Source organism: Saccharothrix espanaensis DSM 44229 (genome assembly GCF_000328705.1).
Classification (GTDB): domain Bacteria; phylum Actinomycetota; class Actinomycetes; order Mycobacteriales; family Pseudonocardiaceae; genus Actinosynnema; species Actinosynnema espanaense.
Genome location: NC_019673.1, coordinates 4,004,943 through 4,031,722 on the forward strand (window position 1 = coordinate 4,004,943; position 26,780 = coordinate 4,031,722).

Genomic DNA, 26,780 nt, shown 5'->3' on the forward strand with positions numbered 1-26,780 from the left:
GTCCGGGCCCTCGGCGCGAGTTCCAGGGGTGATGCGGTGTCAGGAACGTGCGCCCAAGCCCCGGCGGGACGGTTTCGGGGGTGGGGGTGGGTCGTCCGTCGCCAGTGCGTCGTAGGCGGCCAGCCAGCCCGTGGCGCGGTAGTCGCCTCGGCGGGTGAACACGGCTACGCCCTTGTCCGGGTCGTCCGGGGTGTCCGTGTCGGGGTAGCGGACGTCGGTGTCGGCCTTCGTCGGGGTGGGCGGGCCGTAGTGCTTGCCGTGCCAGGGGACGGCCGTCGCGGCGACGGTGCCGGCCACCGACGCGTGGTCGCCGTGCGCGGTCAGCGCGGCGGTGGTGGCGCGTTCGCGCAGCAGGGCCGTGTAACCGGCCTGGTCGAGTTCGCAGCCCGCCGGCGGCCGGCCGGGTTTCCAGTCCGGCGAGCGCACGCCGCGGGCCACCGCCGAGTGCCACATCCGCGGCACCAGGTCGTGCGACCGGGCCCGGGTCGCCATCTGCTCGCACAGCCACAGCAGCCGGCCCGCGCCGCGCCGGGGCGCCAGCCGCCGCCAGCGGACCCGCTGGTCCAGGTCCGCCGCGACGATCGCGATCCACGGGTGCACGGTGCCCAGCACGCCCTGCGCCGCCAGCCACGACAGGTAGCGCGGGGCCTGCTCGAACACCGGGTACAGGGTGGACAGCGGGATGCCCGCGGCGACCCGCCGGCCCTGGCCGGTGAACAGGTGCGGCGAGCGGGCCGCCAGCAGCAGCGCGGCGCGGGCCAGGTCGCCCGGCGCGGTGGTGGTCTGCGAGCCCAGGCCCTTGACCGACGCGGTGTGGGTGATCTGCGAGGTGCGCCCGCCGGCCTTGATCGCGGTGGCCACCGCCGTCCGCACCTGGTCGGGCACCGCGATGGCGGCCAGGTCCCGGACCGCGACCGACAGCACCAGGGTCAGCGCGTCCTCGGCGGCGTCCGGGTCCGGCGGCGTCGGCAGCAGGCCCAGCGCGTACCGCAGTCGGTGGCCGGCGTGCGTGGACACCATCATCCGCGCGGTCAGCCGGCCCAGGTCGGTGATCGCCAGGCCACCGTCCGGCCGGGCCGCGAGGTGGCCCTCGGCCACCAGGAACGCCACCGCGTCCTGCACCGGCTGCGCCGCGTCGTCGCCCTGCGCGTGGGCCAGCGTCTCCACCCACCACGCCTCGGCGTCGGCGTGGCTGGTGATCCGGCCCTGCAGCACCTCGGCCAGCACGTGGTCGGGCAGGCTCTCGTGGATCCGGGAGTAGACCGAGTAGCCCGCCACCAGCCGGGCCTGCCAGCCGGCCCGCTGGTGCTCGTCGACCACCAGGTAGGACCAGCCCTCGGTCTCGCCCGCGCCGATCCGCCCGGCCCGGCCGAACATCTGCAGCACCATCGAGGTGTCCATCGGCTCGCCGCCGACCGTGGTGTCGCGCACGATCACCGCGCGGGCGGGCAGGTTGACGCCCGCCGCGACGGTCGAGGTGGCGACCAGCACGTCGGCCTGGCGTTCCCGGAAGGCGCGCTCGGCGGCGTGCTTGTGCTCGTAGTCGGCGTAGTGCAGCCGGACGCCGACGTCCGCGCACACCTTCGTGAGGCCGTCGACGTCGTCGGCCGCCACCGTGTGCACGGGCGCGCCGCGTTCGGCGGCGATCGCCATCGCGGTCGAGCGCACGTTCCGCTTGGAGCCGCAGAACACCAGCACGCTGCCCTGGTCGGCGGTGTGCCGGGTGGTCAGGTCGACCACGACCTGTTCGCGCAGCCGGGCGTTGGCCGCGAACCCCGACCCGGCCGGCACGGTCGGCAGCTGCCAGGTCACCCGCGACGGCCGCCAGGTCGTCGCCACCAGGTCGGCCTCCAGCCACTCGGCGACCTCGGCGGCGTTGGACACCGTCGCCGACAGGCCCACGATCCGCACCGGCGAGTCCGCGCCGCGCACCCGGGCCAGCAGCGCCTCCAGCAGCGCGCCCCGGCCGGGCGTGCCGAGCAGGTGGATCTCGTCCACCACCAGGCAGCCGACCTCGCCGAGCGCGGCTTGCAGCGACGCGGCCCGGCAGATCGCCTCGAACTTCTCGGTGGTGGCCACCCACAGGTCGGCGGCCCGGACCCGTTCGACGTCCACCGCGTACTCGCCGGAGAGCCGTTCGACCCGCAGGCCCCGCGCGCGCCAGGTCTCCAGCTCGCGGTCCAGCTCGTCGGTCAGCGAGCGCTGCGGGACCAGCCAGGCGGCCTTGCGGCCCTCCTGGAGGATGGTGCGCAGCACGGCCAGCATGCCGATCGCGGTCTTGCCCGCCCCGGTGGGCGCGGTGATCAGCAGGTGCGCGTCGTCGTCGAGGATGTGCGGCGCGGCCTGCGCCTGGGCGGGGTTGAACACCGGGAACGGCAGGAACGGCAGCCACTCGGCGGGCACGAACCGGTCCACCGGGGTCGGGTCGGGCGCGTCGCGCGGGGCGTCGTCGTGCAGGTCCCAGAGCAGGCCGTAGGCCAACCGCGCGGCGAGCGCCCGGTCGCCGTCGACCGGTTCGCAGCGGTCGGGGACGATGCCGCCGACCTCGGACAGCCACGCGGTGGCCCGGAGGTGGTCGCCGTCGCCGGCCACCGTCTCCTGCTCCAGCCAGTACCGGACCGACCGGTGCTCGACGCCCTCCTGGGTGAGCAGCGCGCGCAGCCCGTCGAACTCCGCGCGGTCGGGCATGATCACCCGTCCGCCGGTCACGCCGGGCGGTGGTTTGAGCGTCGGGTCGGTGGTCTTGGCCCACCAGACCGGGCCCACGTCGTCGACCAGGTGCGCGGGCAGCAGGGGAGGTTCCTCGCCCGGCGCGGTCGGGACCGCCTCGGAGCCGGCCAGGATGGACCGGATGCGGGCCGCCATGACCGTGGTCGACATCCGCCGGACCGGTCGCGCGGCGGGTTGCGGCGCGACCTCCTCGGCGGGCTCGGCTTCCGGGGGCTGTTCGACGGGAGCCGCGGCAGGCGGCCCCGTCGGCGGCGCTGAAGAGGGTGTTGAAGAGGGCGCTGGAAGGAGCGCTGTCGGGGGCTTCGGGGCCGGCCGCCGGCGCGGGGGCGGCGGCTCGACGGGCGTTTCCGGCGCGGGCCGCTCCCGGACCGGTGCGACGACCTCCTGGGCGAGCGCCGCCAACTGCGCGTCCTCGGCCGCCCGCCGGGCCACCGCCTCCGGGCGCAGCTCGCCGAGCACGGACCGTTGCGACAGCTGCAACTCGCGCAACGTGAACGACGCCGGGCAGGTCGCGCACACCACGGCCGCCTGCAACTGCTGCTTGCCCCGGTGCGGGTGCGCCCGGTACAGGCCGTACAACCGGCCGGCGCAGGTCGGGCAGGGCTTCTCGACCGGGATCGGGGACCACTGCCAGCCGGGTTCGTCGTACCGGGCGATGGCGGCGGCGGGCCGGACACCCCACCGCGCTTCGACCACGCCCGCGACCGACGTGTCGACCTGCGGTGACCCGCGAACCACTACACGCCTCCACTACGCCCCGGTGAGCACGCGATGCTAACCCGATCCGCCCGGTCGGCGCAGACGGGCGCGACCGCCGCCCGGCCTGACGGGCCGGCGCGGGTCAGGCCCGCTGGTAGCGCACCGCGGTGCCGGTCCGGGTCCGGGTGAGCATGCCGGCCCGGTGCAGCCGGCCCAGGTGGTAGGACACCGTCGACTGCGCGAGGTGGTGCCGGCGGGCCAGTTCCGCCGTCGTGCGCGGGGTCTCCAGGTCCAGCAGCAGGGCGTTGCGGGTGTGGCCGAGCACGCCCGCCAGGTCGTGGTCGGTCGCCGTGGCCGGGTAGACCAGGTGCACCGGGCGGATCCCCAGCGGGTCGACGCCGACGCCGACGTGGCCCGCCAGCGTCGAGGGCAGGAGCAGCAGGCCGGTGGTCGCCCGGACGTCCCGGTCGAACGGGCGGCTCACCTCCAGCGCGCCGCCCGCCCACCGGGTCCCGCCGTCCAGCCCGCCGAGCACCGCGCCCAGGCCCTCGCGGGCGGCGGTGCGGGCCCGCCGGTCGACGTCGGCCTCCAGCCGGCGGTGCACCGCCGGCCACCGGGGCGAGAGGAACTCCGCCCAGAACCGGGCCAGCTCGTCGGCGGCCCGGTGCGCGAAGTGCGCCTCGCCGCGCTCCAGGAAGTCCAGCACCGGGCGCGGTCGGGGTCCCGAAGGCAGTCGCCCGCGCACCCACCCGGCGACCTCGGCGGCCACCTGCTCCGGCGCGGCCGTCGCCACGGCGTGCAACTCCTGCTCCACGTCGGCGTCGTACCCCGCGGGCAGCGGGTTGAGGAAGTCCGGCACGTACCCGCCGTGCTCCAGGAAACCGGCCAGCAGCCGCAGGTCGTGGCGCACGACGGTGTCCCGCGCGGCCCGCGCCCAGCGCGCGTCGCGGTTGCCCTGCCACTGGTTGAGCACGGTGCCGATCTCCATCAGCGGGGACAGCCCGAACCGCGCCGACGCCAGTGCCGGCGCGGACAGCTCGATCCTGATCATCGACCCTCCAGAGGTTCGATTGTGCTCGAAAACGTGGAGCGGTGATCCGCCGAACGGGGACGATGGCGCGGTGCGCAAGCGAATCTGGTCCCTGACGGTCGCGCTCACCCTCGCGACACCCCTGCCCGCAACGGCCGCCGACTCGCCTTGGCAGACCCAACCCGTGGAGGCCCGTGGCGCCCTGACCGCCGTGTCCTCCGGCCCCGAAGGCACCTGGGCCTTCGGTGAAGCGCCGGACGGCCGCTCCTTCGCCCTGCGCGGTGCCGAAGACTGGCAACGCGTCCCCATCCCGGACGTCGGCCGCGTCCACCACGCCCAGAGCGGCTGGGCCGTGGGCCGGCGCGGCGCGCTGCGCTGGACCGACGGCTGGCAGCGCGTCCGCGTCGCCGAACGCGCGGGCACGTCCACGACCCTGCAAGCCGTGGAGATCGACCCGCTGGCCCCCGAACTCGCGTGGGCGGTCGGTGCGGAGACCGTACCGGGCACCCAGTGGCGGCGCGGTGTCGTGCAGCGCTGGGACGGCACCGCGTGGCGTGGCGTGCCGGTGCCGGACGGCCTGCTGGACACCTCCAGCGAGCTGACCGGCGTCGCGCCGCGCGGCGGCGACGAGGTCTTCGTGTACGGGATCGACCACGACCGGTCCGGTTCCCGCGTGGTCGTCCTGCGCTACGCGGGCGGCACCTGGACCAACGTGCCCGTGTCCCGCCGGGCGGGCTACGACGAGCAGGTCGTGGGCCACAACTCGGAGGCCGCCCGGCTGGTCGGCTGGACCGCCCCGGTCGGCGCGCCCGCGTCGGCCCGGCGCCCGCTGGTGCTCCGGGTGAACCCGGACAACCGCGAGGTGGTCCGGGAACGCGTGCCCGCGACGGCGGCCGAGCTCACCGGGGTGACCTCCGAGTACGGCACGCCGCTGGCCGTGGGGCACACCGCGGACGGGCGGCCGTACGCGGTGCGGCTGTCCGGCGACTCCGAGAACGGGACGTGGATCGCCGACCCGGTGCCCCCGGTGCGCGGTCGGCTGCTGGCGGTCGCCGGGATCGTCGTGCCCAACATCTGGGCGGTGGGCGTCACGGCGGCCAACCGCCCGCTGGTGCTGCGCGACGAGCCCTGACCGCACGGCAGCGACGATCGGCGTGGGCCGCGGCGCGCAGCCGTTGGGTCCCGCCGGCGTACTGCGGCCTTCTCCGGCGCGCCCGAGACTGGTATCGGGCGCGCCAGAGAAGGGACACACCATGTTCTCGTTCCGCACCGCGCTGATCTGCGCCGCGCTCCTGGCCTCGGGGGCGGTTCCGGCGCAGGCCGCCGAGCCGTACCCGACCACGATCCCGCTGCCCGACGGCTTCCGGCCGGAGGGGATCGCGATCAGCGGGCAGCACGCCTACTTCGGCTCGATGGGCACCGGCGCGATCCACCGCGTGGACCTGGCCACCGGACGTGGCGAGCCGTTCGTGCGGGGCACCGCCGGCACGGCCGCGCTCGGGCTCAAGGTCGACGAGCGGGGCCGGTTGTTCGTGGCGGGCGGCGGTGGCGGCACCGCCCGCGTCATCGACACCCGGGACGGCACCACCCTGGCCACCTACCGGCTGTCCACGCGGTCTTCGTTCGTCAACGACGTCGTGCTGACGCCGGAGGCCGCGTGGCTGACCGACTCCACGAACGCCGTGGTCCACAAGCTCGCGTTCGGCCGGGACGGCGCGCTGCCCGCCAGGGCCGAGACCGTCCGGCTGACCGGCGACATCGTCTACCGGTCGGGCACCAACGGCAACGGCATCGAGACCACCCCGGACGGCCGGGCGCTGATCATCGCCCAGCACAACACCGGCACGCTGTTCCGGGTCGACCCGGCGACCGGGGTGGCTCGCACGCTGGCCGTGGCCGGTGGCCCGCTGAGCAACACCGACGGGCTGCTGCGCTCGGGCAGCACGTTGTACGTCATGGAGAACCGCGACAACCGGGTCGCCGTGGTCGCCCTGGACGCGGCCGGCGCGAGCGGCACGCTGCTCCGGCGGGTCACCGACCCGAGGTTCGACGTGCCGACGACGGCGGCGGCGTTCCAAGACCGGCTCTACCTGCCCAACGGGCGGTTCACCACACCGCCGGGCCCCGGCACGGCCTACACGGCGGTGTCGATCCCGAAGCCCTGAGGCGGACGGCGTCGGGCGAGCAACCGGGCCGCGAGGACGACCACGCACGCCGTGGCCGTCACCACCAACAGCACCATGAACGTGGGGTACAGGTACGCGACCTGCCGCCACGACACGTCCCGCCCGCGATACAGGAACCCCGCCACCCGGTGGATCGTCGCCGCGAGCAGGACCGGCAGCAGCAACGGCAGCAGTCGAAGCCACGAACGGCGCGCGTGCCGGCGAGCGCGCGCCACCCCGCGTACCGCCAACGCGACCACGCCCGCCGCAAGGGTCACCAGCACGATGTCCACGACCCGGTACGAGCCGGGCGCGGGCGCGAACGGCCGACCCTCCAGCAACGCGATCAGGCGCTCGCCGAGGGCCTGGGCGTCGCCGTACTGCGTCCCGGTGTTGGCCATGACCGCGATCCCGTGGCCGGAGGCGGGCAGCAGCGCCTGGTACGCGGTGGAGGTGAACAGGTCGCCGCCGTGGTCGACCAGCGGCGCGCCCGCGTCGGTCGTGCCGACGAACCAGCCCAGGCCGTACGAGCCCGCCGAACGGGTGTGCGTCGCGGCGATGCTCTCCGGGCTCGCGATCGGGGTCCCGGTGTTCTGCGCGACCAGCCACGCGGCCAGGTCGTGCGCGGAGCTCAGCACGCCGCCGGAGCCGTTGCCGAACGCCGGCGGCTCGGGCACCGGCACGGCCGCGCCGAGCACGTGGACGTGCCCGCGCGCGGAGGCCGGCAGGTCCCGCTCGGTGTCGGCGGTGGCGCTGTCGGCCATGCCCAGCGGCTCGAACACGTGCCGGCGCAGGTAGTCGGCGAACGGCTCGCCGGCCACCACCTCCACCAGCCGGGCGGCCACCTGGAAGTTCGGGTTGTGGTAGGCCCACCGGGTGCCGGGTTCCGACGCCAGGGTCGCGTCCCGCATCGAGGCGACGGCGTCGCGGAGGGTGGCGACCTCCCGCCCGCTGAACGGGCGGAAGGTCGTGTCGGACAGGCCGGAGGTCTGGTCGAGCAGGTGCCGCACGGTGATCCGCCCGGCGCGCGGGTCGGCCGGGGCGAACTCCGGCAGGTGGTCGCGCACCGGGTCGTCCAGCCGCACCCGGCCGGCGTCCACGAGCTGCATCACGGCCAGCGCGGTGAACGACTTGCTCACCGACGCGACGGCCATGGTCGTGTGCTCGGTGACGGCCTCGCCGTCCGCCGTCCGGCCGTACCCGGCGGCGCGTACGACGGTCGTGCCGTGCGTGAGGGCGACCGCCGCGCCGGGAAGTCCCGTTTCGGCGCGGTAGTCCTCGACCACGCGGTCTATCGCGGCGGGGTCGGGTGTGGTGGCGGGCGCGGTCGTGGGGGACAGGAGCAGCAGCGCGGACAGGATCGAGGGGAGCACGGAGGGCAGTTTCGGATCCCGAGCCGGGCGTTCGCATCGGACCGTGGTCCGAGGTGTGGCCGCTGAGCCGCGGTTACCGTGTCGGGGATGAACGGGCGTGGGGGGTGGGCATGAAGGAGTGGCAGCGGGTCGCGGTGGACGTGGTCGCCGCAGCGGTGGTCGTGTGTCTCGTGGTGTTCCGCGCTCCGCAGCACGGCCTGCTCGCGTGGGCGTTCGCGGTCGCGTTGGGCGGGCCGTTGGTGGTGCGGCGGTGGCGTCCGGACGTGGTGCTGGTCGTGGTGGCGGTGGTCGGTGCCATGGCGGTCGTCGTCGGGTACGGGAACGAGGCCGTGGCGGTGGCGATCGCGTGGGCGCTCTACCCGGTCGCGGTCGCCCGGCCCGCACTCCGGCACGCGGTGGCCGCGTTCGCGGCGGTGGGCCTCGCGGGGACTGCTGTGTGGGCCGTGCCGGGGCTGCCGGTGGTCCCACCCGGTGACGACGGGGAGTCGTTCGCCACGACACCGTTGTCCGCCTTGACTTTCTGCGCCGTGGTGATCGCCGCGACGTGGGCCGTGGCCGCAGCGCTGCGCCTCCGTCGGCAGCAGGCCGCCGAACTGGCCGAACTGCGCACGGGCCGGGCGGTCGCCGAGGAACGGCTGCGCATCGCCCGCGACATCCACGACGTGGTCGGCCACAACCTGAGCCTGATCACCATGAAGGCCGCCGTCGCCACGCACCTCGCGGGCAGTCACCCGGAGGGGCAGGGCGAGGCGCTGCGCACCATCGAGCGGGTCGGCCGTGCCGCCCTGGCCGACGTCCGGGTGGTGCTCGGCCCGCTGCGCGACGCCGTCGCCCCGTCGCTGGACCGCCTGGTGGACGACGCCCGGACGGCCGGGGTCGAGGTGACCGCCGACCTCGCCGACCTGGCGGAGGTCCCGGCCGCCGTGCGGATCTCGGCCTACCGGATCGCGCAGGAGGCGTTGACCAACGTGCGCCGGCACAGCCGCCCGCCGACCTGCCGGCTGACCACCGCCGTCGCCGCCGACCAGGTCGTGGTGTCGGTCGTGGACGAGGGGACCGGCCCGGTCGGGCCGGCCGGGAACGGTCTGCTCGGGATGCGCGAGCGGGCCGCGCCGCACGGCGGCACCGTGGCCGCCGGCCCGCGCCCCGGCGGCGGGTTCGCGGTCCGCGCGACCCTCCCGTTCGGGGCGCGCCGTGCCGGCTGACCCGCTGCGCGTGCTGCTCGCCGACGACGAGCCGCTGTTCCGCGGCACGGTGCGCGTGCTGCTCGACGCCCAGCCCGACCTGGCCGTGGTGGGCGAGGCGGGCACCGGGCGGGAGGCGTGCGCGCTGGCCGCTCGGACGGCCGTGGACGTGGTGCTGATGGACGTCCGGATGCCCGAGGTGGACGGGGTGGCGGCGACCCGGCGGATCACCGCGGCACCCGCTGCGCCAAGGGTTCTCGTGCTGACCACGTTCGACGAGGACGAGGCCGTGCACGAGGCGCTGCGGGCCGGTGCGAGCGGGTTCCTGCTCAAGGACGCCCCGCCCACCCGCCTGCTGGACGCGGTGCGCGCGGTCGCGGCCGGCGAGGCGCTGCTCGCGCCCAGCGTGACCCGCCGGCTGATCGCCGACTTCCTGGCCCGCGCGCCGCGCCCGGACCGGCTCGCCGGCGTGACGCCCCGGGAGCGGGACGTGCTGGCGCTGATCACCCGGGGCCTGTCCAACCGCGAGATCGAGCAGCGGCTGCACGTGGGCCGGCACACCGTGAAGACCCACATCGGCCACCTCATGGCGAAGCTCGCCGCCCGTGACCGCGCGCAGCTCGTCATCGCGGGCTACGAAGCCGGCCTGGCGGACTGACCCCCCGCCCACCACCGGCCCAAGATCTGTCCAAAGGCAGACGACACCGCCGAACGCCCTCGCCACGCTGGTCCCATGCGAATCACGATCGGGAAGGCGGCGGCGCTGCTCGTCGTGGCGGTGCTGCTGGGCACGGCCGTGCAGGGCGTCGCCGCCGCCGTGCCGCGGGTCGAGTGGCACGACTGCGGTGACGGGCTCCAGTGCGGTTCGGTGCGCGTGCCGGTGGACTGGGGCGACCGGGCGTCGGCCCGGATCGACCTCGGACTGGCCAGGCTGCCCGCCCGCGACCAGTCCCGGAAGAAGGGCACCCTGCTGCACAACCCCGGCGGTCCGGCACCGGCGATCGAGTACCTGCCGCTGATGGAAGGCGCGCTCGACGAGCTGACCGAGTGGTTCGACGTCGTGGTCTTCGACCCGCGCGGGTTCGGCGCCAGCGGTGGCGTGAGCTGTCCCGAACCGGTGCCCTTCACGCTGGACTGGGGCGCGCCCGACCGGGCCGCCTACGACGGGTTCGCCACCGCCAACCGGGCCTTCGCCGACCGGTGCGCGGCGGCGATGGGACCGTTGCGGGGCAAGCTGAACTCGTGGCAGGTCGCGCACGACATGGAGGCCGTCCGGGTAGCGCTGGGCCAGCGGCGGCTGAACTACTACGGCAACTCCTACGGCACCGTGTTCGGCCAGGTCTACGCCGAGCTGTTCGGCCACAACGTGGGCCGGATGTACCTGGACAGCCTGCTGGACCACACCTCGCCCGACCGCTACCCGTGGACGGTCGCCAAGGCCGAGGTGTCCGAGCGCAACCTGCACCGGTTCGCGCGCTGGTGCGACCGGGAGCCCGCCTGCGCCCTGCACGGCCGTGACCCGCTGGCCACCTGGGACCGGGTGGTCGCCGCCGCCGAACGCGCGCCGATCCCCGCGCCGGGCGCGTCGGTCCCGGCCACCGCCGGGCTCATCCTGGGGCAGGCCAGGGTCGGCGACGAACGCGACTGGCCGGGCTTCGCGCTGGCCGTCGCCGAGGCCGACGCGGGTGACGCGTCGCGGTTCGTGCCGCGCCTGCCGCCGCCGCCCGGCGCGATCGGGCCGGACCTGGCGGGCGTGATGATGTGCGCCGACTTCCCCTACGAGACCGACTACCGGGCGGTGCGCCGGCTGTCGGACCGGCTGCGCGACACCATCGCGCCCCGGCTCGGCCGGACCGACGCGTGGTACCCGGCGGCGACGCACTGCGCCGGCCTGCCCCGGGTCGGGACCTACCCGCCGCGCCCGCTCCGGCCGCGTGGGCTGCCGCCGGTGCTGATCGCCAGTGGCAGCGCGGACCACGTCACCCCGCCCGGCCACGGCCGCAACGTCGCGCGGCAACTGCCCGGGGCGCGGTACCTGCCGGTCGAGGGCGGCCACGCGCTGTACTGGTCGGGGAACCCGTGCGTGCGCGGGCACGTCCACCGGTACCTGCTCGACGGCACGATGCCGGCGACCGACGCCACCTGCCCCGCCACGTGAGCACCTGCCCACGTGATCTGCTGTCGACATGACCTTCCCGGCACGCCTCACGAGGCTGGTCCCGGCGGTGTCGGCCGCCGTCGCGGTGACCGGCGTCGCGTGGCTGGAAGGGGCGCGGGCGACGCCGGCGGTGGTGGTCGCGCTCGGCGTCGCGGTCGCCGCGCCGCTGGCGTGGCACCGCGCGCCGGTCGTGGCGGCGGCGGTGTCGGCCACCGTCGCGCTGGTCGGCGGCTTGGCGGTGCCGGGCTGGTCGGGTGGCCTGGTCGCGGCCGCCGCGTGCTACCTGGCCGCCTACCGCCGCCCGCAGCGGGCCGGGACCGTGCTCGCGCTGTCCGTGGTGTGCTTCCAGATCCCGCTGCTGGTGGGGTTCGCCGGACGGGAGGACGTCCCGCCGCGGCTGATCGGCGTCGGCGCCACCCCGTTGAGCCAGGCGCTGCTGATGGGCATCGCCCCGGTCGCCGTGGGCTACGCGATGCGGCTGCGCCGGGACCGCGCGCGGCAGGCCGTGCTGCTGCGCGACGCCGAGGCGGTGCGGATCATGGCGGAGGAGCGGACGTTGATCGCCCGGGAGGTGCACGACGCCGTGGGCCACCACCTCACCGCGATCCGGATGCAGGCCGGCGCGGCCCGGCACGTGCTGGGCGACACGTCGCCGGTCGCGCGGCGGGTGCTGGCGACCATCGACGACTCGGCGTCGTCGGCGCTGGGGGAGGTGCGCGCGCTGCTGGCCCTGCTGCGCGAGGACGGCTCCGACGGCGCGCGGCTGGCCGAGGTGGAGGCGCTGGCCGGGCGGCTGTCGGCCCCGTCGTGCCCGGTCACCGTCGAGCGCCACGGCGGCGGCCCGCTGCCCGGCCTGGTCGACCACGGCGCGTACCGGCTGGTGCAGGAGGCGTTGACGAACGCCGTGCGGCACGCCCGCGCGAGCCGCGTGCACGTGACGATCAGGCAGGACGGGCGGACGGTGGAGGTCGCCGTGGCCGACGACGGCCCCGGCTCGCCACCGGCCGACCTCCCGGCCGACGGCCACGGCCTGCGCGGCATGCGCGAACGTGCCCGCCTGCTCGGCGGCCGGGTGGCCGTCGAGGCCCGCGAGCCGCACGGCTGGCTGGTCCGCGCCACACTCCCGGTGGAGGCCGGGTGACAGGGGAGGGGGCAGGCGTGATCGGGGTGCTCATCGCCGACGACCAGGCGGCGGTGCGGTCGGCGTTGCGGCTGGTGCTGGACGCCGAGCCGGACATCGAGGTGCTCGCCGAGGCCGAGGACGGCGCGCAGGCGGTCCGGCTGGCGCGGGAGCGGCGGCCGGCCGTGGCGGTGGTCGACCTGCGGATGCCCCGGCTGGACGGGGTCGCGGCGATCCGGGAGCTGGTCGGGCTGCCCGAGCCGCCGACCGTGGTCGCGCTGACGACCTTCGACCTGGACGAGTACCTGTTCGGCGCGCTGCGCGCGGGCGCGGCGGGTTTCCTGCTCAAGGACAGCGGCCCGGTGCTGCTGCTGGCCGCGGTCCGGGCCGCCGAGCGCGGCCGGGGCCTGCTCGACCCGCAGGTCACCCGCCGGGTGATCAGCCGGTTCGCCACGCCGGACCCCCGGCCCGCGACCGCCGGGCTGGACCGGCTCACCGCCCGCGAGCGCGAGGTGCTGCGGCACGTCGCCGAAGGGCGCAGCAACGCCGAGATCGCCCGCGAGCTGTGGATCGAGGAGGGCACGGTCAAGACGCACGTGGCCCGCGTGCTCGCCAAGCTCGGCCTGCGCACCCGCGTGCACGCGGTCATCTACGCCTACGAGCACGGCTTCACCCGGCGTGAACCGGGCCTGGACTACCATCGCCGCCGATGACGACCAGCACCCACTCCCGCCGCCTCCCGCTCGTCGCGGCCCTGGCGGCGATCGTCCTGGTCGTCGACCAGGTCACCAAGTTCTGGGCCGAGGCCACCCTGGTGGACCGCGCGCCCGTGCCGCTGCTCGGCGACTTCCTGCGGCTGCGGCTGCTCTACAACCCCGGCGCGGCGTTCTCCCTGGGCAGCGGCTCGACGTGGATCTTCACCATCGTCGCGGCGGTGGCCGTGGTGGTGCTGGTGCGCTACGCGATCCGCCCACAGCCGCTCGGCCGGGCGCTGGCGCTGGCGCTGCTGCTCGGCGGCGCGACCACGCACCTGCTGGACCGGCTGTTCCGCGAGCCGGGCTTCGCGCGCGGGCACGTGGTCGACTTCATCGACTACAACGGCTGGTTCGTGGGCAACGTCGCGGACATCGCGCTGACCGTGGGCGCGGTGCTGCTGATCCTGTTCGGGATCGCCGACCCGGAGGACGACCCCACCCCCGCCGCCGCCGCCGAGCGGTCCGAGCCCGACCCGGACGTCGTGGCGTCCGACCCGGAGCCCGAGCCGACCGGGGCCGACCGCGACGCGAAGAAGACCGACGGGCCCGCCTGAGCCCAGTGCAAGCCGCAACCCCGGCCAGGCCGAGCCCGGGTCAGGCGGGGAAGCCGGAGCGGGCCGAGTAGCCGTAGTCGGCGAGCAGCGCGTGTCCGTTGAGCGTGCGCGAGGTGGCCAGGAACAGCACCTGCCGGGCCACGTCCTCGGGTGACTGCACGGGGAACGCGGCGTCGTCCAAGGCGGCGTCGCCGAGGTCCGCGCGGGCCATCGGGGTGTCCACGACAGACGGGCACACGCAGTTGACCCGCACCCGGTCCAGTTCCACGGCCAGCGCGCGGGTCAACGCGACCACCGCGCCCTTCGACGCGCAGTAGGGGGCCATGCCGGGCGCGGCCACGAACGCCGAGTCGCTGGCCAGCAGGACGATCGCGCCACCCGTCGCCAGGTGCGGGTAGGTGTGCTTGGCCAGCAGGAGCTGCCCGGTCACGTTCACCGCCAGCACCTTCGCCATGTCCGCCGCCGAGGTCTTCACCAGCGGCGTGCCCACCGGCCCGGACACGCCCGCGCAACCCACGACGACGTCCAGCCCGCCCAGCAGCTCCACCGCCCGCGCGACCGCCGCCGCCAGGCCCGGCTCGTCGGTCACGTCCGCCCGCAGAGTGCGCACCTCGTCCGGTCCGGGTGCCAGGTCCAGCGCCACGACCTGCGCGCCCTCCGCCGCGAACGCCCGCGCGCAGGCCCGGCCGATCCCCGACGCCCCGCCCGTGACCAGCACGTTCTTCCCCGCAAGCCCGAGTTCCACGGCAGCCATCCTGGCCGGGGCCGGGCCGCGCCGGGTTGTCGGTCGACGCACCGTCCTTGTCCGCCGCCGCACGACCGCGCACCGCCCGGTTCCACCGGCCCGCCCGCCGGGGCAAGACTGCGGTCACGTCGAGAAAGGACCGCACGTGACCGAAACCGCATCGACCCTGTCGGACACCTCGACCTGGCTGCCCCTGGACGGCCTGGCACCGGGGTTCGACGAGAACAAGGCGCCCACGGTCGGCGACCTGCACGGCCGTGAGGTCGCGCTGGATGGCCCGGACGGTCCGCTGCTGACCGCGCGGTTCACCGGGACCCGGATCGAGTGGGACCACGGGGTGGACGACTGCGAGACGTTCCTGGTCGACGACGGCCTCTACTACACCCAGATCCACCCGAAGGCCCGGCCGCAGGAAGCGGTGTCGCTGTTCCTCGACCTGCGGGACGGCCGCGCCCTGGTCGTCACCACGACGATCGGCGAGACCGGCGTCCCCCGGGTCACCCAGGAGTTCGTGGCCGCGACCATCCGCGACGTCGAGGTGCGCGGCACCGAGCCCGCGCCGTCCCGCTCGCTGATCGGCCGCCGCGCGATGTGGATCTACAGCGCCGAGCACGCCTACGAGCACGTCTACCTCAGCCCGCACTGGTACACCTGGCAGTGCCTGTCCGGCCCGGAGAAGGGCTTGGCGGACACCGACGAGAACTCGGTCTACCAGCTGCGGCCGGGCATCTTCGTGTTCACCTGGCGGGAGAAGGTCATCCCGTGCGCGTCGGTCACCGTCGCCGACCACCGCGACGTGCACCGGCTGCGCTCGCACGGCGTGCTGTTCGGCCTGGACGAGACCGGCGAGCGCCCGACCCACTTCACGTTCGGCGCGCACGGCCGGTTGCTGAGCAACACCGTGCACCCGGAGGAGTACGACCCGGCGCTCTGAGCGCTCAGATCTCCAGCACGCCGGGAGGGCCGCCGTGCTCGCGCCCGCACGAGGTGAGCGCGAGCACGCCGTGGCCGGTGAACGGCGTGTCCGGGCCGAAGGACGCCGGGTCGACCGACGTGCGGCCGGCGATCCCGGCGGTGTGACACGGTTCCGGGAGCCCCAGCTCTTGCTCGAGCCGGGTCAGCCGGGCGCGCAGGGCGTCGGTGTCGGTGAGCGCGATGCCCTCGGCCCAGTCCTCCGGCAGGCCGGAGTCCTCGTGCGGCAGGTACCGCCCGGCCTCGGCCGGGTGGGGCCCGCCGAACCAGGCGTCGCGCTGGTGGAGGTCGTAGTACCGGACGGCCTCGCCGTCCTCGGCCAGGCACCACGCGTTCCAGTCGTCGCCGCAGCTCTGGCCGTACCAGTGGGCCGCGCCGTGCTCCGCGCTGAGCCGGGCGCACAGCTCGCGGACGGCCCGGTCCGAGGGCTCGACGTGGCGCAACGGCCTGCCGAACACCAGGGTCCAGCCCGAGAACGCGGGGCTGACGTAGGCCCGTGAGCACCCCCGGTGCTCGCCCGATCCGTGGGTGTCGCGGTTCCACGCCGACTGGCCCAGCCGCATCGTGACCGGCATCGGGTCGGACAGCCCGAACGCCGCCAGGACAGCGCTCTGGTCCGTGGTGCGCACCGCGTACCAACTGCCGCACACGTGCGTCCGCGCCGGTTCCTCGGTCAGCCGCTTCACCGCGATCAGCCGGCGCACCACCGCCTGGTCGGCGGTGTCCAGCGCGTCCCAGCCGCCGACCGCGACGAGGGTTTCCACCAGGAACCGCCGGTGCCGCCCCGGCGCGGTGCGGCGGGCCCGGCGCAGCGCGGGGACCAGGCCGGGGCCGATGTGCTCGAACGTCGACCGGACCAGCTTCCTGGTGTCGGCGGCGGTGTCTTCGGCGGTGTCTTCGGCGTCGGGGAAGAGCAGCGGCACCAGCCCTTCGGCGACCGGCACGGCGGCGTCGCCGGACATCGCCAGCTTCCACAGCGCACACCGCCGAACCGCCGGGCTGGGATGCCGGGCCACGGCGGCGTAGCGGGTCAGCGGCACGTCGGCGAGGAGGTGGAACGCCCGCTCGGCGCGCCACGTCGCCGCCGGTCCGCCTTGCGCGATCACCCGCACCAGCGGGTCGAACGCCGCCTCCCCGGCCGCCGCCAGCGCGTCGACGGCGGCCTGCCGGCTGTCGTCGTCGGGTGCGGTGAGCCGGACCAGCAACGCGTCGATCTCCACCCCGCCGAGCCTACTGATCGTCCAGCACCCCGGGCCGGAACGGTTCGACGCCCACCACGTGCCGGACCTTCGTCGGCTCCACGAGCATCATCACCCGGCGCTCGCCGGGCACCCGCCACTCGTAGCGCTCGGTGCCGACGTACTTGCGCGCCAACCGGTCCATGGCCTCCTCGGCCTCCTCGCCGACCACGAACTCGACCACCCGACCGCGGATCTCCACCCGGTCGTAGGGGTTCTGGGCGTCCACACAGGACAGTGAGACGCGCGGGTCGCGGCGCAGGTTCTCCTCCTTCACCCGCCCCAGCGCGGTGTTGAACATGACGAGGTCGCCTTCGAGGTCGACCCACATCGGGGTCACCTGGGGCGAGCCGTCGGGGTTCACCGTGGCGAGGTGCCAGAAGTTCGGTGCCGCCAGCCTGGCCCGGACCAGGTCGTTCAACGTGGCCACGTCGCTCCGTCCGCCGATGGTCGTGATCGACGCCCGATTGTGGCGGCGGCCGGTGCCGGTGTCATCCCGGCGGCCATCGCCCGCCACCCAGCGAGCGCTCCCGTGTGGGGTCGGACCTGGGGTTTCGCGGTGCTATGGCGATCTGTGATCTCCCCGGCCACAACGGGCGCGGACTACGTTCGGGTGAACCGCCGGGGCGGGCCGTCGACAGCCCTCCTCCGCCGCGCTCCCTGCCGCGCGGCCTTCGGCGGTCCCCTGCACCGCGAGGAGATCCAGCATGTCCAGACTGCGTATGCCGCTCGTAGCGCTGGCGGTGATGACCACTGTCGGGGGTTTCACCGCGGCGGTGCCACCGGCGTTCGGCGACACCTCGACCGCTGAGCAACCGGTGCTCGCCGCGATGCGGCGCGACCTCGGTGTCGCCGACCCGGTGGCCCGGCTCGCGGCCGAACGCGCCGCGGCCCACGCGGACCGGGGGCTGCGCGCGGCCCTCGGTCCGCGACTGGGCGGCAGCTGGTTCGACGCCGACCGCGGCACGCTCGTCGTCGCGGTCACCGACGCCCGCGCCGCCGCGGTGGTGCGGACCAGGGGCGCGCAGCCCCGGATCGTCACCCGCACCGAGGCCGCGCTGGACACCGCCAAGGTGCTGCTCGACCGCGCCGCGACGAGCGCCCCGGCGTCCGTGCCGGGGTGGCAGACCGACCCGGCGGCCAACGCCGTCGTGGTCAAGCACGCGCCCGGTACGGCGGACCGGGCGCGTGCGTGGGTCGCCGGCACCGGTGCCGACCCGGCGGCGGTGATCTACGCCGAGAGCCTGGAGCGCCCGCGCCCGCTGATCGACGTCGTCGGCGGCAACCGGTACTGGACCAGCCAGTACGGTTGCTCGGTCGGGTTCTCCGTGCAGGGCGGGTTCATCACCGCCGGGCACTGCGGCGAGGTCGGCGAGACCACGACCCAGCCGGGCGGCCGGTTCGAGGGCTCCAGCTTCCCGACCGACGACATGGCGTTCGTGCGCACCGGCGCGGGGGAGACCCCGGTCGGCGCGGTCAACGACTACAACGGCGGCCGGGTCGCGGTGAAGGGGTCGCAGGAGGCGCCGGTCGGCGCGTCGATCTGCCGGTCCGGTGGCACGACCGGCTGGCACTGCGGCACGATCCGGTCCCGCAACGCGACCGTCGACTACGGCCCGGAGATCGGCAAGGTCTACCAGGCGATCGAGACCACGGCGTGCGCCGAGCCCGGCGACTCCGGCGGTTCGGCGATCTCCGACGGCCAGGCCCAGGGCGTGACCTCCGGCGGGTCCGGCGACTGCAAGGGCGGCGCGGCCACCACGTACTTCCAGCCCGTGCCGGAGATCCTGACCCGGTACAGCGTCACCCTGCTGACCTCCGACGGCGGTCCGGGCACCCCGCCCGGCTGCGGCACGTCCGCGACCGGCAACCTCACCTCCGGCGGCAGCGCGGTCCAGCCGACGGCGGGCTCCTACACCGCCGCGGCGGGCGTGCACAAGGGCTGCCTGAAGGGCCCGGCGGGCACGGACTTCGACCTGTACCTGCAACAGCAGAGCGGGACGACGTGGCGCACGGTCGCGTCCGGCACGGGCGCCGACTCGACCGAGACCGTCACCCACACCGGCACGGCCGGCAAGTACCGCTGGCTGGTGCGCTCCTACAGCGGCTCCGGCCGGTTCACCCTGGAGACGACCAAGCCCTAGCTCCCACCACGAAGCCGGGTCAGGGGTCCGCGACGGCGCGGACCCCTTTCCCGCGCGCGCCGGACGGCGGTACGGTCGCCAGACCACCGAGCCGCCTGCGCGGGGAGTGCGGAGGTCCCGTGGAGCTGGAAGTACGCCACCTGCGCGCGTTGGCCGCGATCGACGACACCGGCAGCCTGACCCGGGCGGCCCGGCTGCTGGGGATGACCCAGCCCGCGCTGTCCGGCCTGCTCAAGCGGATCGAGCACAGCGTCGGCGGCGCGCTGTTCTTCCGCGCCGAGTACGGCTGCCTGCCCACGCCGCTGGGCGCGGAGGTGCTGGGCGAGGCGCGGGTGGTGCTCAACAGCATGTCCGCGATCGCCGAGCGGGTGGGCGAGTGGTCCCGGCGCGGCGGCCCGTCGGACCCGCTGCGGGTCGGCGGCTACTGCGGCTACCTGCACGTCGTGGTGAGCCGGTGGCTGCGCGACCAGCCGTGGTGCGCGGACGTGAGCGTGCAGGAGGACACCGACGAGCGGATCAGCGTGGAGAAGGTGGCGATCGGCGACCTGGACCTGGCGCTGGTCTACCGGCCGCCGCTGCCGGGCCTCACCACGCCGCCGGGCGTGGCCAGCGTCGTGGTGCACCCGGCGGAGCCGGTGTTCGTGATGATGGCGCACGACCACCCGATCGCCCGGTCCGGCCCGGTGCCGCTGGCCGACATCTTCGACCACGCCTGGGTGGACGAGCCGCCGGGCGCGACCCGCTGGTGGACCTACCTCAGCCAGGTGTGCCACGAGCACGACCTGACGCTGCGCCAGCCGCACAACCCGCAGTGCCTGGCGACCCTGCTCGAACTGGTGCGGGCCAAGCTCGCGGTCGGTCCGGCGCTGGCGACCAGCCGCAACCGCCCGGACGGCATCGTGGTGCGGGCCATCGAGGGCACCCCGATGTGGCAGGAGCTGCGGCTGTTCTACCGGCCGGACACGGTGGTGGCCCAGCACATCGAGGAGATCCACCACCAGGTGATGGTCGCGTACTCGGCCCGTCAGGGGTGCAGCCCGGCGTTCGACGCGTGGTGGTGCGAACGGGGCCGCGAACTGCTGACGGCGGTCTGAGCGGTCAGCTCCGGACCAGTCGCAGGACCTCGGCCACCAGCAGGTCGGGCTGGTCGAACAGCACCAGGTGCGCCGACCGGGCGGCCTCCACCAGCCGGCCGTTGGCCAGCGCGGCGGCGGTGCGGCGGTGGGCGTCGTTCATGCCCTGGCGCACCGCCCGGTCCAGCCGGGTCGGCCGGGTGCCGGTGACCACGGTGACCGGCAGGTCGCCCAGCCGCGGCGGGTTCTCGCGCAGCGCGCGCAGCTCGGCCACGAAGGGTTCCAGCTCGGCGACCGTCGCGCGGGCGGCGGCCGGGCCGAAGTCCTCGGCGTGGTGGTCGGCGAGCACGTCGGCGGGCTGGGCCCGGCCGAGCCGGCCGCCGAGCAGCTTGTACAGCCCGGACCTGGCCAGCGCCGGGGTGAGCCGCGCGGTCAGCGCGAACCGCTTGGCGGCGGCCGGGGTGAAGTACAGGTCGGCGTTCTCGTCGGACTGGTCGACCAGCACCAGGCCGTGCACCCGGTCCGGCCGGCGCGCGGCGGCGACCCGCACGATCGCCCCGCCCCAGCTGTGGCCGACCAGGACGAACGGGCCGGGGCCGAGGGCGTCGAGCAGCGCGCCGAGGTCGTCGGCGAGGTGTTCCAGGGTGCGCGGCCGCGGGTCGGGGTCGCTGCGCCCGGTGCCGGCGCGGTCGTAGACGACGGCTTGGACGTGCCGCGCGACGACCGGCTGCACGAGTCCCCACGTGGACCGGGAGAACCCCAGGCCGGACTCGAACACGACGACCGGGCCGCCGGTGCCTCGGGACATGTGGTGCAGCTTGCGGCCACCGAGGTCGAGGTACGCGCTCGTGCCGAACGAATGAGTGCTCTCCACGTGCGCCTCCAGCGGCTCCGGTTCTAAGGTAGGGACCCTAACTTGGAGGATCCCCAGGATGTCAACGCCCCCGAAACGGGCCAAGACCGGCGGCCGGGTCGCCCGGGTGACGGCGGAGTCGGTGCTGGCGGCCGGCCGCCAGGTCGGGTTGGCGGCGCTGTCGGTCCAGGCGGTGGCCGAGGTGCTGGGCGTCAGCGCCACCGCCGTCTACCGGCACGTGCCGAGCCGGGCCGCGCTGGAACGGCTGGTCGGCGAGTCGGTCGTGGCCGAGTTGGACCTGGTCACCGGCCCGGACGAGTCGGCGGCCGGCCACCTGCTCCGCTTCGCCGCCCGGCTGCGCGAGTTCGCGCTGGCCAACCCCGGTGTCGGCGGCTACCTCCAGCGGGTGTTCCCGCGCGGACCCAGCGGCAGTCGGCTGTTGGCGCACGAGGTCGCGGTGCTGGGCGGGTGGGGCTACCGGCCCGACGCGGCCATCGCGCTCAGCGGAGCCGTGGGCACGGTCGCGCTCGGCCTCACGGCGACCGAGGAGTGCCGCTTCGCGTCCGGACCGGAGGAGCGCGCCGAGTCGGCGGCGGCGATGGCGGACCACCCCGACCTCCTCGCGGGACGGGCGATGCTGCCCGCGGTGCCCCCGGAGACGTACTTCGCACTGCTGATGGCCGCCGTGGTGGACGGCCTGCTGCGCCGGCTGCCGCCGGGCCGCCCGGTCACCGACCTGCTGGTCTGAACCACTGGGCCGCCCCGGTGGCCGCCCGCCGGGCGCGGGGGCGGAGAATTCGCCGCCGGTCGTGCCGGTGCGCTGCCGTTCGAGTGAACCGGGGTGCGCGGCGACGACCACCGGCGGTATCCACGCGGACACGGGTAGTTCGGTGCGGGAGCGGTGATGGAGGTTCGGATCGCCCTGTTGGGCGAGGTGGTGGCCCACGTGGGCGGGCAGCGGGTGGACCTCGGGCCCGCCAAGCAGCGGTGCGTGCTGGCCGCGCTGGCGGTCGACCTCGACCGGGCCGTGTCGGTGACCCGGCTCGCCGAACGGGTCTGGGGCGCGCGGCCGCCCCTGCGCGCCCGCGACACGCTGTCCAGCTACGTGTCCCGGCTGCGCCGGCTCGGCGTCGTGCTCGACCGCCGGTCCGGCGGGTACGCGCTGGTCGTCGAGGACGACGCGGTCGACCTGCACCGGTTCCGCGCGCTGTGCGCGCAGGCCCGCCGCGCGGGCGACGACCGCGCCGCCGCGCTGCTCACCGAGGCGCTCGGGCTGTGGCGGGGCGACCCGCTGGGCGGCCTCGACGGCGACTGGGCGGCGGGCGAGCGCGACCGGCTGCGCCAGGAACGGCTCGGCGTCGAGTCGGAGCTGACCGACGTGCGGCTGCGGCTCGGGCAGGGCGCGGGCCTGGTGGCCGAGCTGTCCGCCCGGGTGGTCGAGCACCCCCTGGACGAGCGGGTCGCCGCCCAGTACCTGCTCGCCCTCTACCGGGCCGGCCGGGCCGCCGACGCGCTGGAGCACTACCGGGGCCTGCACGCGCGCCTGGTGGACGAGCTCGGCACCGACCCCGGACCGGCGCTGCGTGAGCTGCACGGCCGGATCCTCAACGGCGACCCGGCGCTGACCGGCCCGGTCCGCGCCACGCTCGCGGTCACCCCGCGCCAACTGCCCGCCGCGCCCGCCCCGTTCGTCGGCCGCCACCACGAGCTGGACCGGCTGGACGCGGCGCTGGCCCAGTCCGGCGGCACGGTGGTGATCTCGGCGATCGCCGGCGCGGGCGGGATCGGCAAGACGTGGCTGGCGCTGCACTGGGCGCACCGCAACCTGGACCGGTTCCCGGACGGCCAGCTGTTCGTGGACCTGCGCGGGTTCAGCCCCGACGGCACGCCGATCACCTCCGCCGCGGCGGTCCGCGGGTTCCTCGACGCGCTCGGCGCGGACCCCGCCAAGATCCCGGTCGACCCGCACGCCCAGGCCGCGCTGTTCCGCAGCCTGGTGGCCGACAAGCGGGTGCTGGTCGTGCTGGACAACGCCGCCGACACCGGCCAGGTCGCCGACCTGCTGCCGGGCACCTCCTGCACCGTCCTGGTGACCAGCCGCAACCGGCTGACGGGCCTGATCACCGGCCACTCGGCGCAGCACCTGCCGCTGGACACGCTGGCCGACCCGGAGGCCCGCGCGCTGCTGACCGACCGGCTCGGCGCGGACCGGATCGCCGCCGAACCCGCCGCGGTGACCGAGCTGATCGCGCTGTGCGGCGGCTTCCCGCTGGCGCTGTGCATCATCGCGGGCCACGCCGCCGATGGCCGCCCGCTCGCCGCGCTGGTCGCCGACCTGCGCGAGTTCGGCCTGGTCGCGCTGGACGACGGCGACCCGGCAGCCAGCCTGCCGGCGGTCTTCTCGTGGTCCTACCGGGCGCTGACCGAGCCGCAGGCGCGGCTGTTCGCGCTGCTGGGCGTCGCGCCGGGCCCGGACATCGGCCTGGCGGGCGCGGCGGCGCTGGCCGGCCTGCCGCCGGTCCGGGTGCGGGCCCTGCTGCGCGAGCTGGAGCAGGCGTCGCTGGTGGCGCAGGACGCCGCCGGCCGCTACGGGATGCACGACCTGATCCGCCGGTTCGCCGTCGACCAGGCCGAACAGCTCGACACCGGGGCCGCGCTGCGCAGGCTCACCGCCTTCCACCTGCACACCGGCCACGCCGGCAACCTGCTGCTGCACCCGTACGTGACGCCGATCGACCTCGACCCGCTGCCCGACGACGTCCGGCCGGTGGCGCTGACCGACGACACGGCGGCGCTGGCGTGGTTCGACGCCGAGCACGCCTGCCTGCTGGCCGCCGTCGACGCCGCTCTGGAGCGGGGCGACGACCTCGTGGTGTGGCAGCTCGCGTGGACGTTGAACAACTACCACTTCCGGCGGGGCGACCGGCACAACCAACTCGCCGTGTGGGGCCACGCGCTGGCGGCGGCGCAACGGCTCGACGACCCGGCCGCGCAGATCCTGGCCCACCGCAACGTCGGCCGCGCCAACGCCGACGTGGACCGGCCCGAAGAGGCCATGGACCACCTCTACCAGGCGCTGGAACTGGCCGGTCGGACCGGCGCGCGGGCCGACGAGGCGCACACCCACCACGCGCTGACCTGGTCGTGGATCCAGCGCGGCGACGACCAGCGCGCCCTGGAGCACGGTGAGGCCTCGCTGGCGATCCACCGCACGCTCGGCAACCCGGCGTGGGAGGCCGACGCGCTCAACGCGGTGGGCTGGTGCGCGGCCCGCCTCGGCCGGCACGACTACGCCCGCGAGCAGTGCCGGGCGGCGCTGGACCTGCACCGCCGCCACCAGGACCGCGACGGCGAGGCGGACACACTGGACAGCCTGGGGTTCATCGACCACCAGACCGGCAACCACGAGGACGCCGTCGAGCACTACACGGCCGCCGTCGCGCTCTACGGCGAACTCGGCAACACCTACCAGGCGGTCAACACCCTCGACCGGCTGGCCGAGTCGCTGAGCGCGCTGGGCCGCCCCGACGCCGCGCGCGACGCGTGGCAGGAGGCCGAAACCCTGTACCGGGCGCAGCAACGCGGCGAAGAGGCCGACGAGGTGCTCCGCAAGCTCGCCGCGCTGGGCTGATCCCCGGTCAGGGCGCGGAGCCGGGCGTGGCCGCGCCGTGCGAGAAGGCCGCGGACTCCGGGCCGTGCCGGGGCGCGGTCTGCGCGCGCAGCCGGGGCAGCGCGCCGGTCAACGCCTCCAGCAGCAGGTCGGCCAGGTCGTGGGTGAACCCGTTGCGCACCACGATCCGCAGCACCTCCAGGTCCTGCCGGTCGGCCGGGAACCGGTACGCTGGCACCAGCCAGCCCCGTTCCCGCAGGGCCGCCGAGACGTCGTAGACCGAGTAGCCGCGCTCGCCCTCGGCCAGCGTGAACGCGAACACCGGCAGCTGGGTGCCGTCGGTGAGCAGCCGGAACGCGCCGAGCCCGGCGATCCGCGCGGCCAGGTCCGCGGCGACCTCCCGGGAGTACCGCTGCACCCGCCGCAGCCCGTCCCGGCCCAGCCGCAGGAACGTGTAGTACTGCGCGACGACCTGCGCGCCCGGCCGGGAGAAGTTCAGCGCGAACGTCGGCATCTCGCCGCCCAGGTAGTCGACCTTGAACACCAGGTCGTCGGGCAGGGCGTGGGCGTCACGCCACACCACCCAGCCGACGCCGGGGTAGACCAGCCCGTACTTGTGACCCGACGTGTTGATCGATGCCACCCGCGGCAGGGTGAAGTCCCACCCCAGGTCCGGGTCGCAGAACGGGGCGACCATCGCGCCGGACGCGCCGTCGACGTGCACCGGGACGTCCAACCCGGTGACGGCCTGGAAGGTGTCGAGCTTGGCGCAGATCTCCGCGACCGGCTCGTAGCTGCCGTCGAAGGTCGAGCCGAGCACCGCCACCACGCCGATGGTGTTCTCGTCGCAGCGCGCGGCGGCCTCGTCGGCGGTGAGGTGGAACCGGTCACCGGACATCGGGACCAGCCGCGCCTCGACGTCCCAGTAGTTCGCGAACTTCTCCCAGCACACCTGGACGTTCGCGCCCATCACGATGTTGGGCCGGTCGGTCGGCAGGCCCGCGGCCCGGCGGCGGTGCTGCCAGCGGCGCTTGAGCGCCAGGCCCGCCAGCATGCACGCCTCGCTGGAGCCGGTGGTCGAGCAGCCGGTGGCGTGGTCCGGGTCGACCGCGTGCCACAGGTCGGCGAGCATCCGCACGCACCGCTGCTCCAGGTCGGCGGTGCGCGGGTACTCGTCCTTGTCGATCATGTTCTTGTCGAAGCACTCCACCATCAGCGCCCGCGCCCGGGGCTCCATCCAGGTGGTGACGAAGGTGGCCAGGTTGAGCCGCGCGTTGCCGTCCAGCATCAGCTCGTCGTGCACCACCTGGTAGGCGGTGTCGGCGTCCAGCTCGGCGTCGGGCAGCCGGTTGCGCGGGATCCGGGCGGGCTCGCCGGTGAACACGGGGTTGACCGACACGTGGTCGCGGCCGGAGTCCGGCGGGTGGTCGAGCGGCACGGGTCCTCGCCTTTCACCGTTGGGACGCGGCGGCGTGCGCGCCGAGCGCGCTCAGGGACAGCGGGTGGCGCGGCGGGTGGTCGACGACCGTGCGCCGGGACGTGCCCAGCCCGCCGTCGACGTGCAGCAGCTCGCCGGGCAGCAGCGGCTGCCAGCCCGGGTTGTCGTCCATCCGCTCGGTGGCGACCACGACGGCCGGGTGCTCGGCCGGCGCGCCGGACCGGACCCGGATCCGGCCGGCGGCGCTCGCGTGCTCCAGGTGCCGGCCGTGGGGATCGCGGTGCAGCACGTACAGGTCGTGCGTGTCCGGGTAGCGCAGCGCCCACAGCTCGGTCGGCGTCGTCAGCACCAGGTTGATCGCGTAGACCGGCAGGGTGTCGGCGACCCACCGCGCGGCGGCGGCGATGCCCTCGCCGACGTCGCCCAGCGCCTCGGCGTGCTTGGTGATCAGCGCGAACAACCGCTCGGAGTCGGTGCCGCCGGCGACCAGGTCGCGGTGGTCACCGAGTTCGGCGTCGAGGCGGGGGAGGTCGCCGACGACACCGTTGTGCGCGAACAGCCGGCCGTGCTGCTCGAACGGGTGGGTGTTGCGCGGGTCGAGGCCGCCGGTCGAGGCGTAGCGGACGTGCGCGAGGAAGGTGGTGGACTCGCGTTCGCGGGCGTCGCCGGCGAACCGCTCGTCTGCGTAGGCGGCGATCGGCTGCTTGTCGACCCGCGGGGTCCCGTCGGCGTCGAACCAGCCGAGCCCGGTGCCGTCCGGCTCGCGCCGGCTCTGCCGGGCCAGGCTGTCCGGCGCTTCGAGCAGCCAGAACGTCGCGCGCACGCGCAGCGGAGCGGCGGAGAGCCCGAACAACCGGCACATCACGCACCTGCCTGGGACGGTCGGATCACCCCACCAGCCAAGCACCGACCACGCCGCACCGCAGCCCGTGCCCGACC

General features: G+C 75.4%; 22 protein-coding genes. 13 read left to right on the plus strand and 9 right to left on the minus strand.

The features are described from left to right. Positions 1-39 precede the first annotated feature (39 nt). Together BN6_RS17830 and BN6_RS49645 are read right to left on the minus strand one after the other, a co-directional pair. On the minus strand, positions 40-3,468 hold the full coding sequence (locus BN6_RS17830) for a DEAD/DEAH box helicase (protein WP_015101087.1): 3,429 nt from the start codon (positions 3,466-3,468) through the stop codon (positions 40-42). Between the two features lie 103 nt (positions 3,469-3,571). Then, the gene (locus BN6_RS49645; protein ID WP_015101088.1) at positions 3,572-4,480 is read right to left on the minus strand and encodes an ArsR/SmtB family transcription factor; all 909 of its coding nucleotides are present in this window, start codon (positions 4,478-4,480) and stop codon (positions 3,572-3,574) included. A gap of 70 nt (positions 4,481-4,550) precedes the next feature. Between BN6_RS49645 and BN6_RS17840 the strand changes: the two genes are divergently transcribed. After that, complete coding sequence (locus BN6_RS17840) at positions 4,551-5,591, plus strand: hypothetical protein (protein WP_041313111.1); 1,041 nt, start codon at positions 4,551-4,553, stop codon at positions 5,589-5,591. Between the two features lie 121 nt (positions 5,592-5,712). Beyond that, the gene (locus BN6_RS17845; protein WP_015101090.1) at positions 5,713-6,624 is read left to right on the plus strand and encodes an SMP-30/gluconolactonase/LRE family protein; all 912 of its coding nucleotides are present in this window, start codon (positions 5,713-5,715) and stop codon (positions 6,622-6,624) included. On the opposite strand, the gene BN6_RS17850 is transcribed toward BN6_RS17845, so the two are convergent. Then, positions 6,594-7,997, minus strand: a complete 1,404-nt coding sequence (locus BN6_RS17850) for a serine hydrolase domain-containing protein (RefSeq protein WP_015101091.1) — start codon at positions 7,995-7,997, stop codon at positions 6,594-6,596. The genes BN6_RS17845 and BN6_RS17850 overlap by 31 nt on opposite strands. A gap of 110 nt (positions 7,998-8,107) precedes the next feature. Here BN6_RS17850 and BN6_RS17855 point away from each other — a divergent pair, with 110 nt between their 5' ends. The 6 genes from BN6_RS17855 to BN6_RS17880 all read left to right on the plus strand — a co-directional run bounded on the left by BN6_RS17855 (position 8,108) and on the right by BN6_RS17880 (position 13,768). Further along, positions 8,108-9,202, plus strand: a complete 1,095-nt coding sequence (locus tag BN6_RS17855; protein WP_015101092.1) for a sensor histidine kinase — start codon at positions 8,108-8,110, stop codon at positions 9,200-9,202. Beyond that, positions 9,192-9,839, plus strand: a complete 648-nt coding sequence (locus BN6_RS17860) for a response regulator (protein WP_015101093.1) — start codon at positions 9,192-9,194, stop codon at positions 9,837-9,839. Before BN6_RS17855 ends, BN6_RS17860 begins: the two co-directional genes overlap by 11 nt. A gap of 75 nt (positions 9,840-9,914) precedes the next feature. Continuing rightward, entirely contained in the window at positions 9,915-11,339 is a 1,425-nt protein-coding gene (locus BN6_RS17865; protein ID WP_015101094.1) for an alpha/beta hydrolase, read from the plus strand. A 28-nt stretch (positions 11,340-11,367) separates the two neighbouring features. Further along, positions 11,368-12,480, plus strand: coding sequence for a sensor histidine kinase (locus BN6_RS42080; RefSeq protein ID WP_015101095.1), 1,113 nt, complete (start codon positions 11,368-11,370; stop codon positions 12,478-12,480). After that, complete coding sequence (locus BN6_RS17875) at positions 12,477-13,172, plus strand: response regulator (RefSeq protein ID WP_015101096.1); 696 nt, start codon at positions 12,477-12,479, stop codon at positions 13,170-13,172. The genes BN6_RS42080 and BN6_RS17875 overlap by 4 nt, the downstream gene beginning before the upstream one ends. Further along, positions 13,169-13,768, plus strand: coding sequence for a signal peptidase II (locus BN6_RS17880; RefSeq protein WP_015101097.1), 600 nt, complete (start codon positions 13,169-13,171; stop codon positions 13,766-13,768). Before BN6_RS17875 ends, BN6_RS17880 begins: the two co-directional genes overlap by 4 nt. 40 nt (positions 13,769-13,808) lie before the next feature. On the opposite strand, the gene BN6_RS17885 is transcribed toward BN6_RS17880, so the two are convergent. Continuing rightward, positions 13,809-14,513 carry an SDR family NAD(P)-dependent oxidoreductase gene (locus BN6_RS17885; RefSeq protein WP_041313117.1) on the minus strand — a complete coding sequence of 235 codons (705 nt, stop codon included), beginning with the start codon at positions 14,511-14,513 and terminating at the stop codon, positions 13,809-13,811. Positions 14,514-14,658: 145 nt separating this feature from the next. On the opposite strand from BN6_RS17885, the gene BN6_RS17890 reads away from it, so the two are divergent. Continuing rightward, on the plus strand, positions 14,659-15,447 hold the full coding sequence (locus BN6_RS17890; protein WP_015101099.1) for a molybdenum cofactor biosynthesis F family protein: 789 nt from the start codon (positions 14,659-14,661) through the stop codon (positions 15,445-15,447). A 4-nt stretch (positions 15,448-15,451) separates the two neighbouring features. On the opposite strand, the gene BN6_RS42085 is transcribed toward BN6_RS17890, so the two are convergent. Both BN6_RS42085 and BN6_RS17900 read right to left on the minus strand, forming a co-directional pair. Beyond that, positions 15,452-16,705: a hypothetical protein gene (locus tag BN6_RS42085; protein WP_015101100.1), complete on the minus strand. Its 1,254-nt coding sequence runs from the start codon at positions 16,703-16,705 to the stop codon at positions 15,452-15,454. A 10-nt stretch (positions 16,706-16,715) separates the two neighbouring features. Next, positions 16,716-17,153: a PPOX class F420-dependent oxidoreductase gene (locus BN6_RS17900; protein ID WP_041317214.1), complete on the minus strand. Its 438-nt coding sequence runs from the start codon at positions 17,151-17,153 to the stop codon at positions 16,716-16,718. Positions 17,154-17,430: 277 nt separating this feature from the next. Between BN6_RS17900 and BN6_RS17905 the strand changes: the two genes are divergently transcribed. Next, positions 17,431-18,867 carry a S1 family peptidase gene (locus BN6_RS17905; protein WP_015101102.1) on the plus strand — a complete coding sequence of 479 codons (1,437 nt, stop codon included), beginning with the start codon at positions 17,431-17,433 and terminating at the stop codon, positions 18,865-18,867. A gap of 119 nt (positions 18,868-18,986) precedes the next feature. Then, on the plus strand, positions 18,987-19,961 hold the full coding sequence (locus tag BN6_RS17910) for a LysR family transcriptional regulator (RefSeq protein ID WP_041313119.1): 975 nt from the start codon (positions 18,987-18,989) through the stop codon (positions 19,959-19,961). A 4-nt stretch (positions 19,962-19,965) separates the two neighbouring features. On the opposite strand, the gene BN6_RS17915 is transcribed toward BN6_RS17910, so the two are convergent. Next, positions 19,966-20,814, minus strand: coding sequence for an alpha/beta fold hydrolase (locus tag BN6_RS17915; RefSeq protein WP_231905330.1), 849 nt, complete (start codon positions 20,812-20,814; stop codon positions 19,966-19,968). A 58-nt stretch (positions 20,815-20,872) separates the two neighbouring features. Between BN6_RS17915 and BN6_RS43845 the strand changes: the two genes are divergently transcribed. Together BN6_RS43845 and BN6_RS17925 are read left to right on the plus strand one after the other, a co-directional pair. Further along, entirely contained in the window at positions 20,873-21,541 is a 669-nt protein-coding gene (locus tag BN6_RS43845; protein ID WP_015101105.1) for a TetR/AcrR family transcriptional regulator, read from the plus strand. 156 nt (positions 21,542-21,697) lie between these two features. Then, on the plus strand, positions 21,698-24,424 hold the full coding sequence (locus BN6_RS17925; protein ID WP_015101106.1) for an AfsR/SARP family transcriptional regulator: 2,727 nt from the start codon (positions 21,698-21,700) through the stop codon (positions 24,422-24,424). Positions 24,425-24,431: 7 nt separating this feature from the next. Here the strand turns inward: BN6_RS17925 and BN6_RS17930 are convergent, their stop codons facing one another. Together BN6_RS17930 and BN6_RS17935 are read right to left on the minus strand one after the other, a co-directional pair. Continuing rightward, entirely contained in the window at positions 24,432-25,841 is a 1,410-nt protein-coding gene (locus BN6_RS17930) for a glutamate decarboxylase (RefSeq protein ID WP_015101107.1), read from the minus strand. Between the two features lie 13 nt (positions 25,842-25,854). Continuing rightward, complete coding sequence (locus BN6_RS17935) at positions 25,855-26,703, minus strand: class II glutamine amidotransferase (protein WP_015101108.1); 849 nt, start codon at positions 26,701-26,703, stop codon at positions 25,855-25,857. Between the last annotated feature and the right edge of the window lie 77 nt (positions 26,704-26,780).

Bases quoted from the DNA above. Each gene is read 5' to 3' on its own strand.
- BN6_RS17855 (WP_015101092.1), top strand. From the start codon at position 8,108: ATGAAGGAGTGGCAGCGGGTCGCGGTGGACGTGGTCGCCGCAGCGGTG.
- BN6_RS17925 (WP_015101106.1), top strand. From the start codon at position 21,698: ATGGAGGTTCGGATCGCCCTGTTGGGCGAGGTGGTGGCCCACGTGGGC.
- BN6_RS42080 (WP_015101095.1), top strand. From the start codon at position 11,368: ATGACCTTCCCGGCACGCCTCACGAGGCTGGTCCCGGCGGTGTCGGCC.
- BN6_RS49645 (WP_015101088.1), bottom strand. From the start codon at position 4,480: ATGATCAGGATCGAGCTGTCCGCGCCGGCACTGGCGTCGGCGCGGTTC.
- BN6_RS17865 (WP_015101094.1), top strand. From the start codon at position 9,915: ATGCGAATCACGATCGGGAAGGCGGCGGCGCTGCTCGTCGTGGCGGTG.
- BN6_RS17935 (WP_015101108.1), bottom strand. From the start codon at position 26,703: ATGTGCCGGTTGTTCGGGCTCTCCGCCGCTCCGCTGCGCGTGCGCGCG.
- BN6_RS17880 (WP_015101097.1), top strand. From the start codon at position 13,169: ATGACGACCAGCACCCACTCCCGCCGCCTCCCGCTCGTCGCGGCCCTG.
- BN6_RS43845 (WP_015101105.1), top strand. From the start codon at position 20,873: ATGTCAACGCCCCCGAAACGGGCCAAGACCGGCGGCCGGGTCGCCCGG.
- BN6_RS17905 (WP_015101102.1), top strand. From the start codon at position 17,431: ATGTCCAGACTGCGTATGCCGCTCGTAGCGCTGGCGGTGATGACCACT.
- BN6_RS17845 (WP_015101090.1), top strand. From the start codon at position 5,713: ATGTTCTCGTTCCGCACCGCGCTGATCTGCGCCGCGCTCCTGGCCTCG.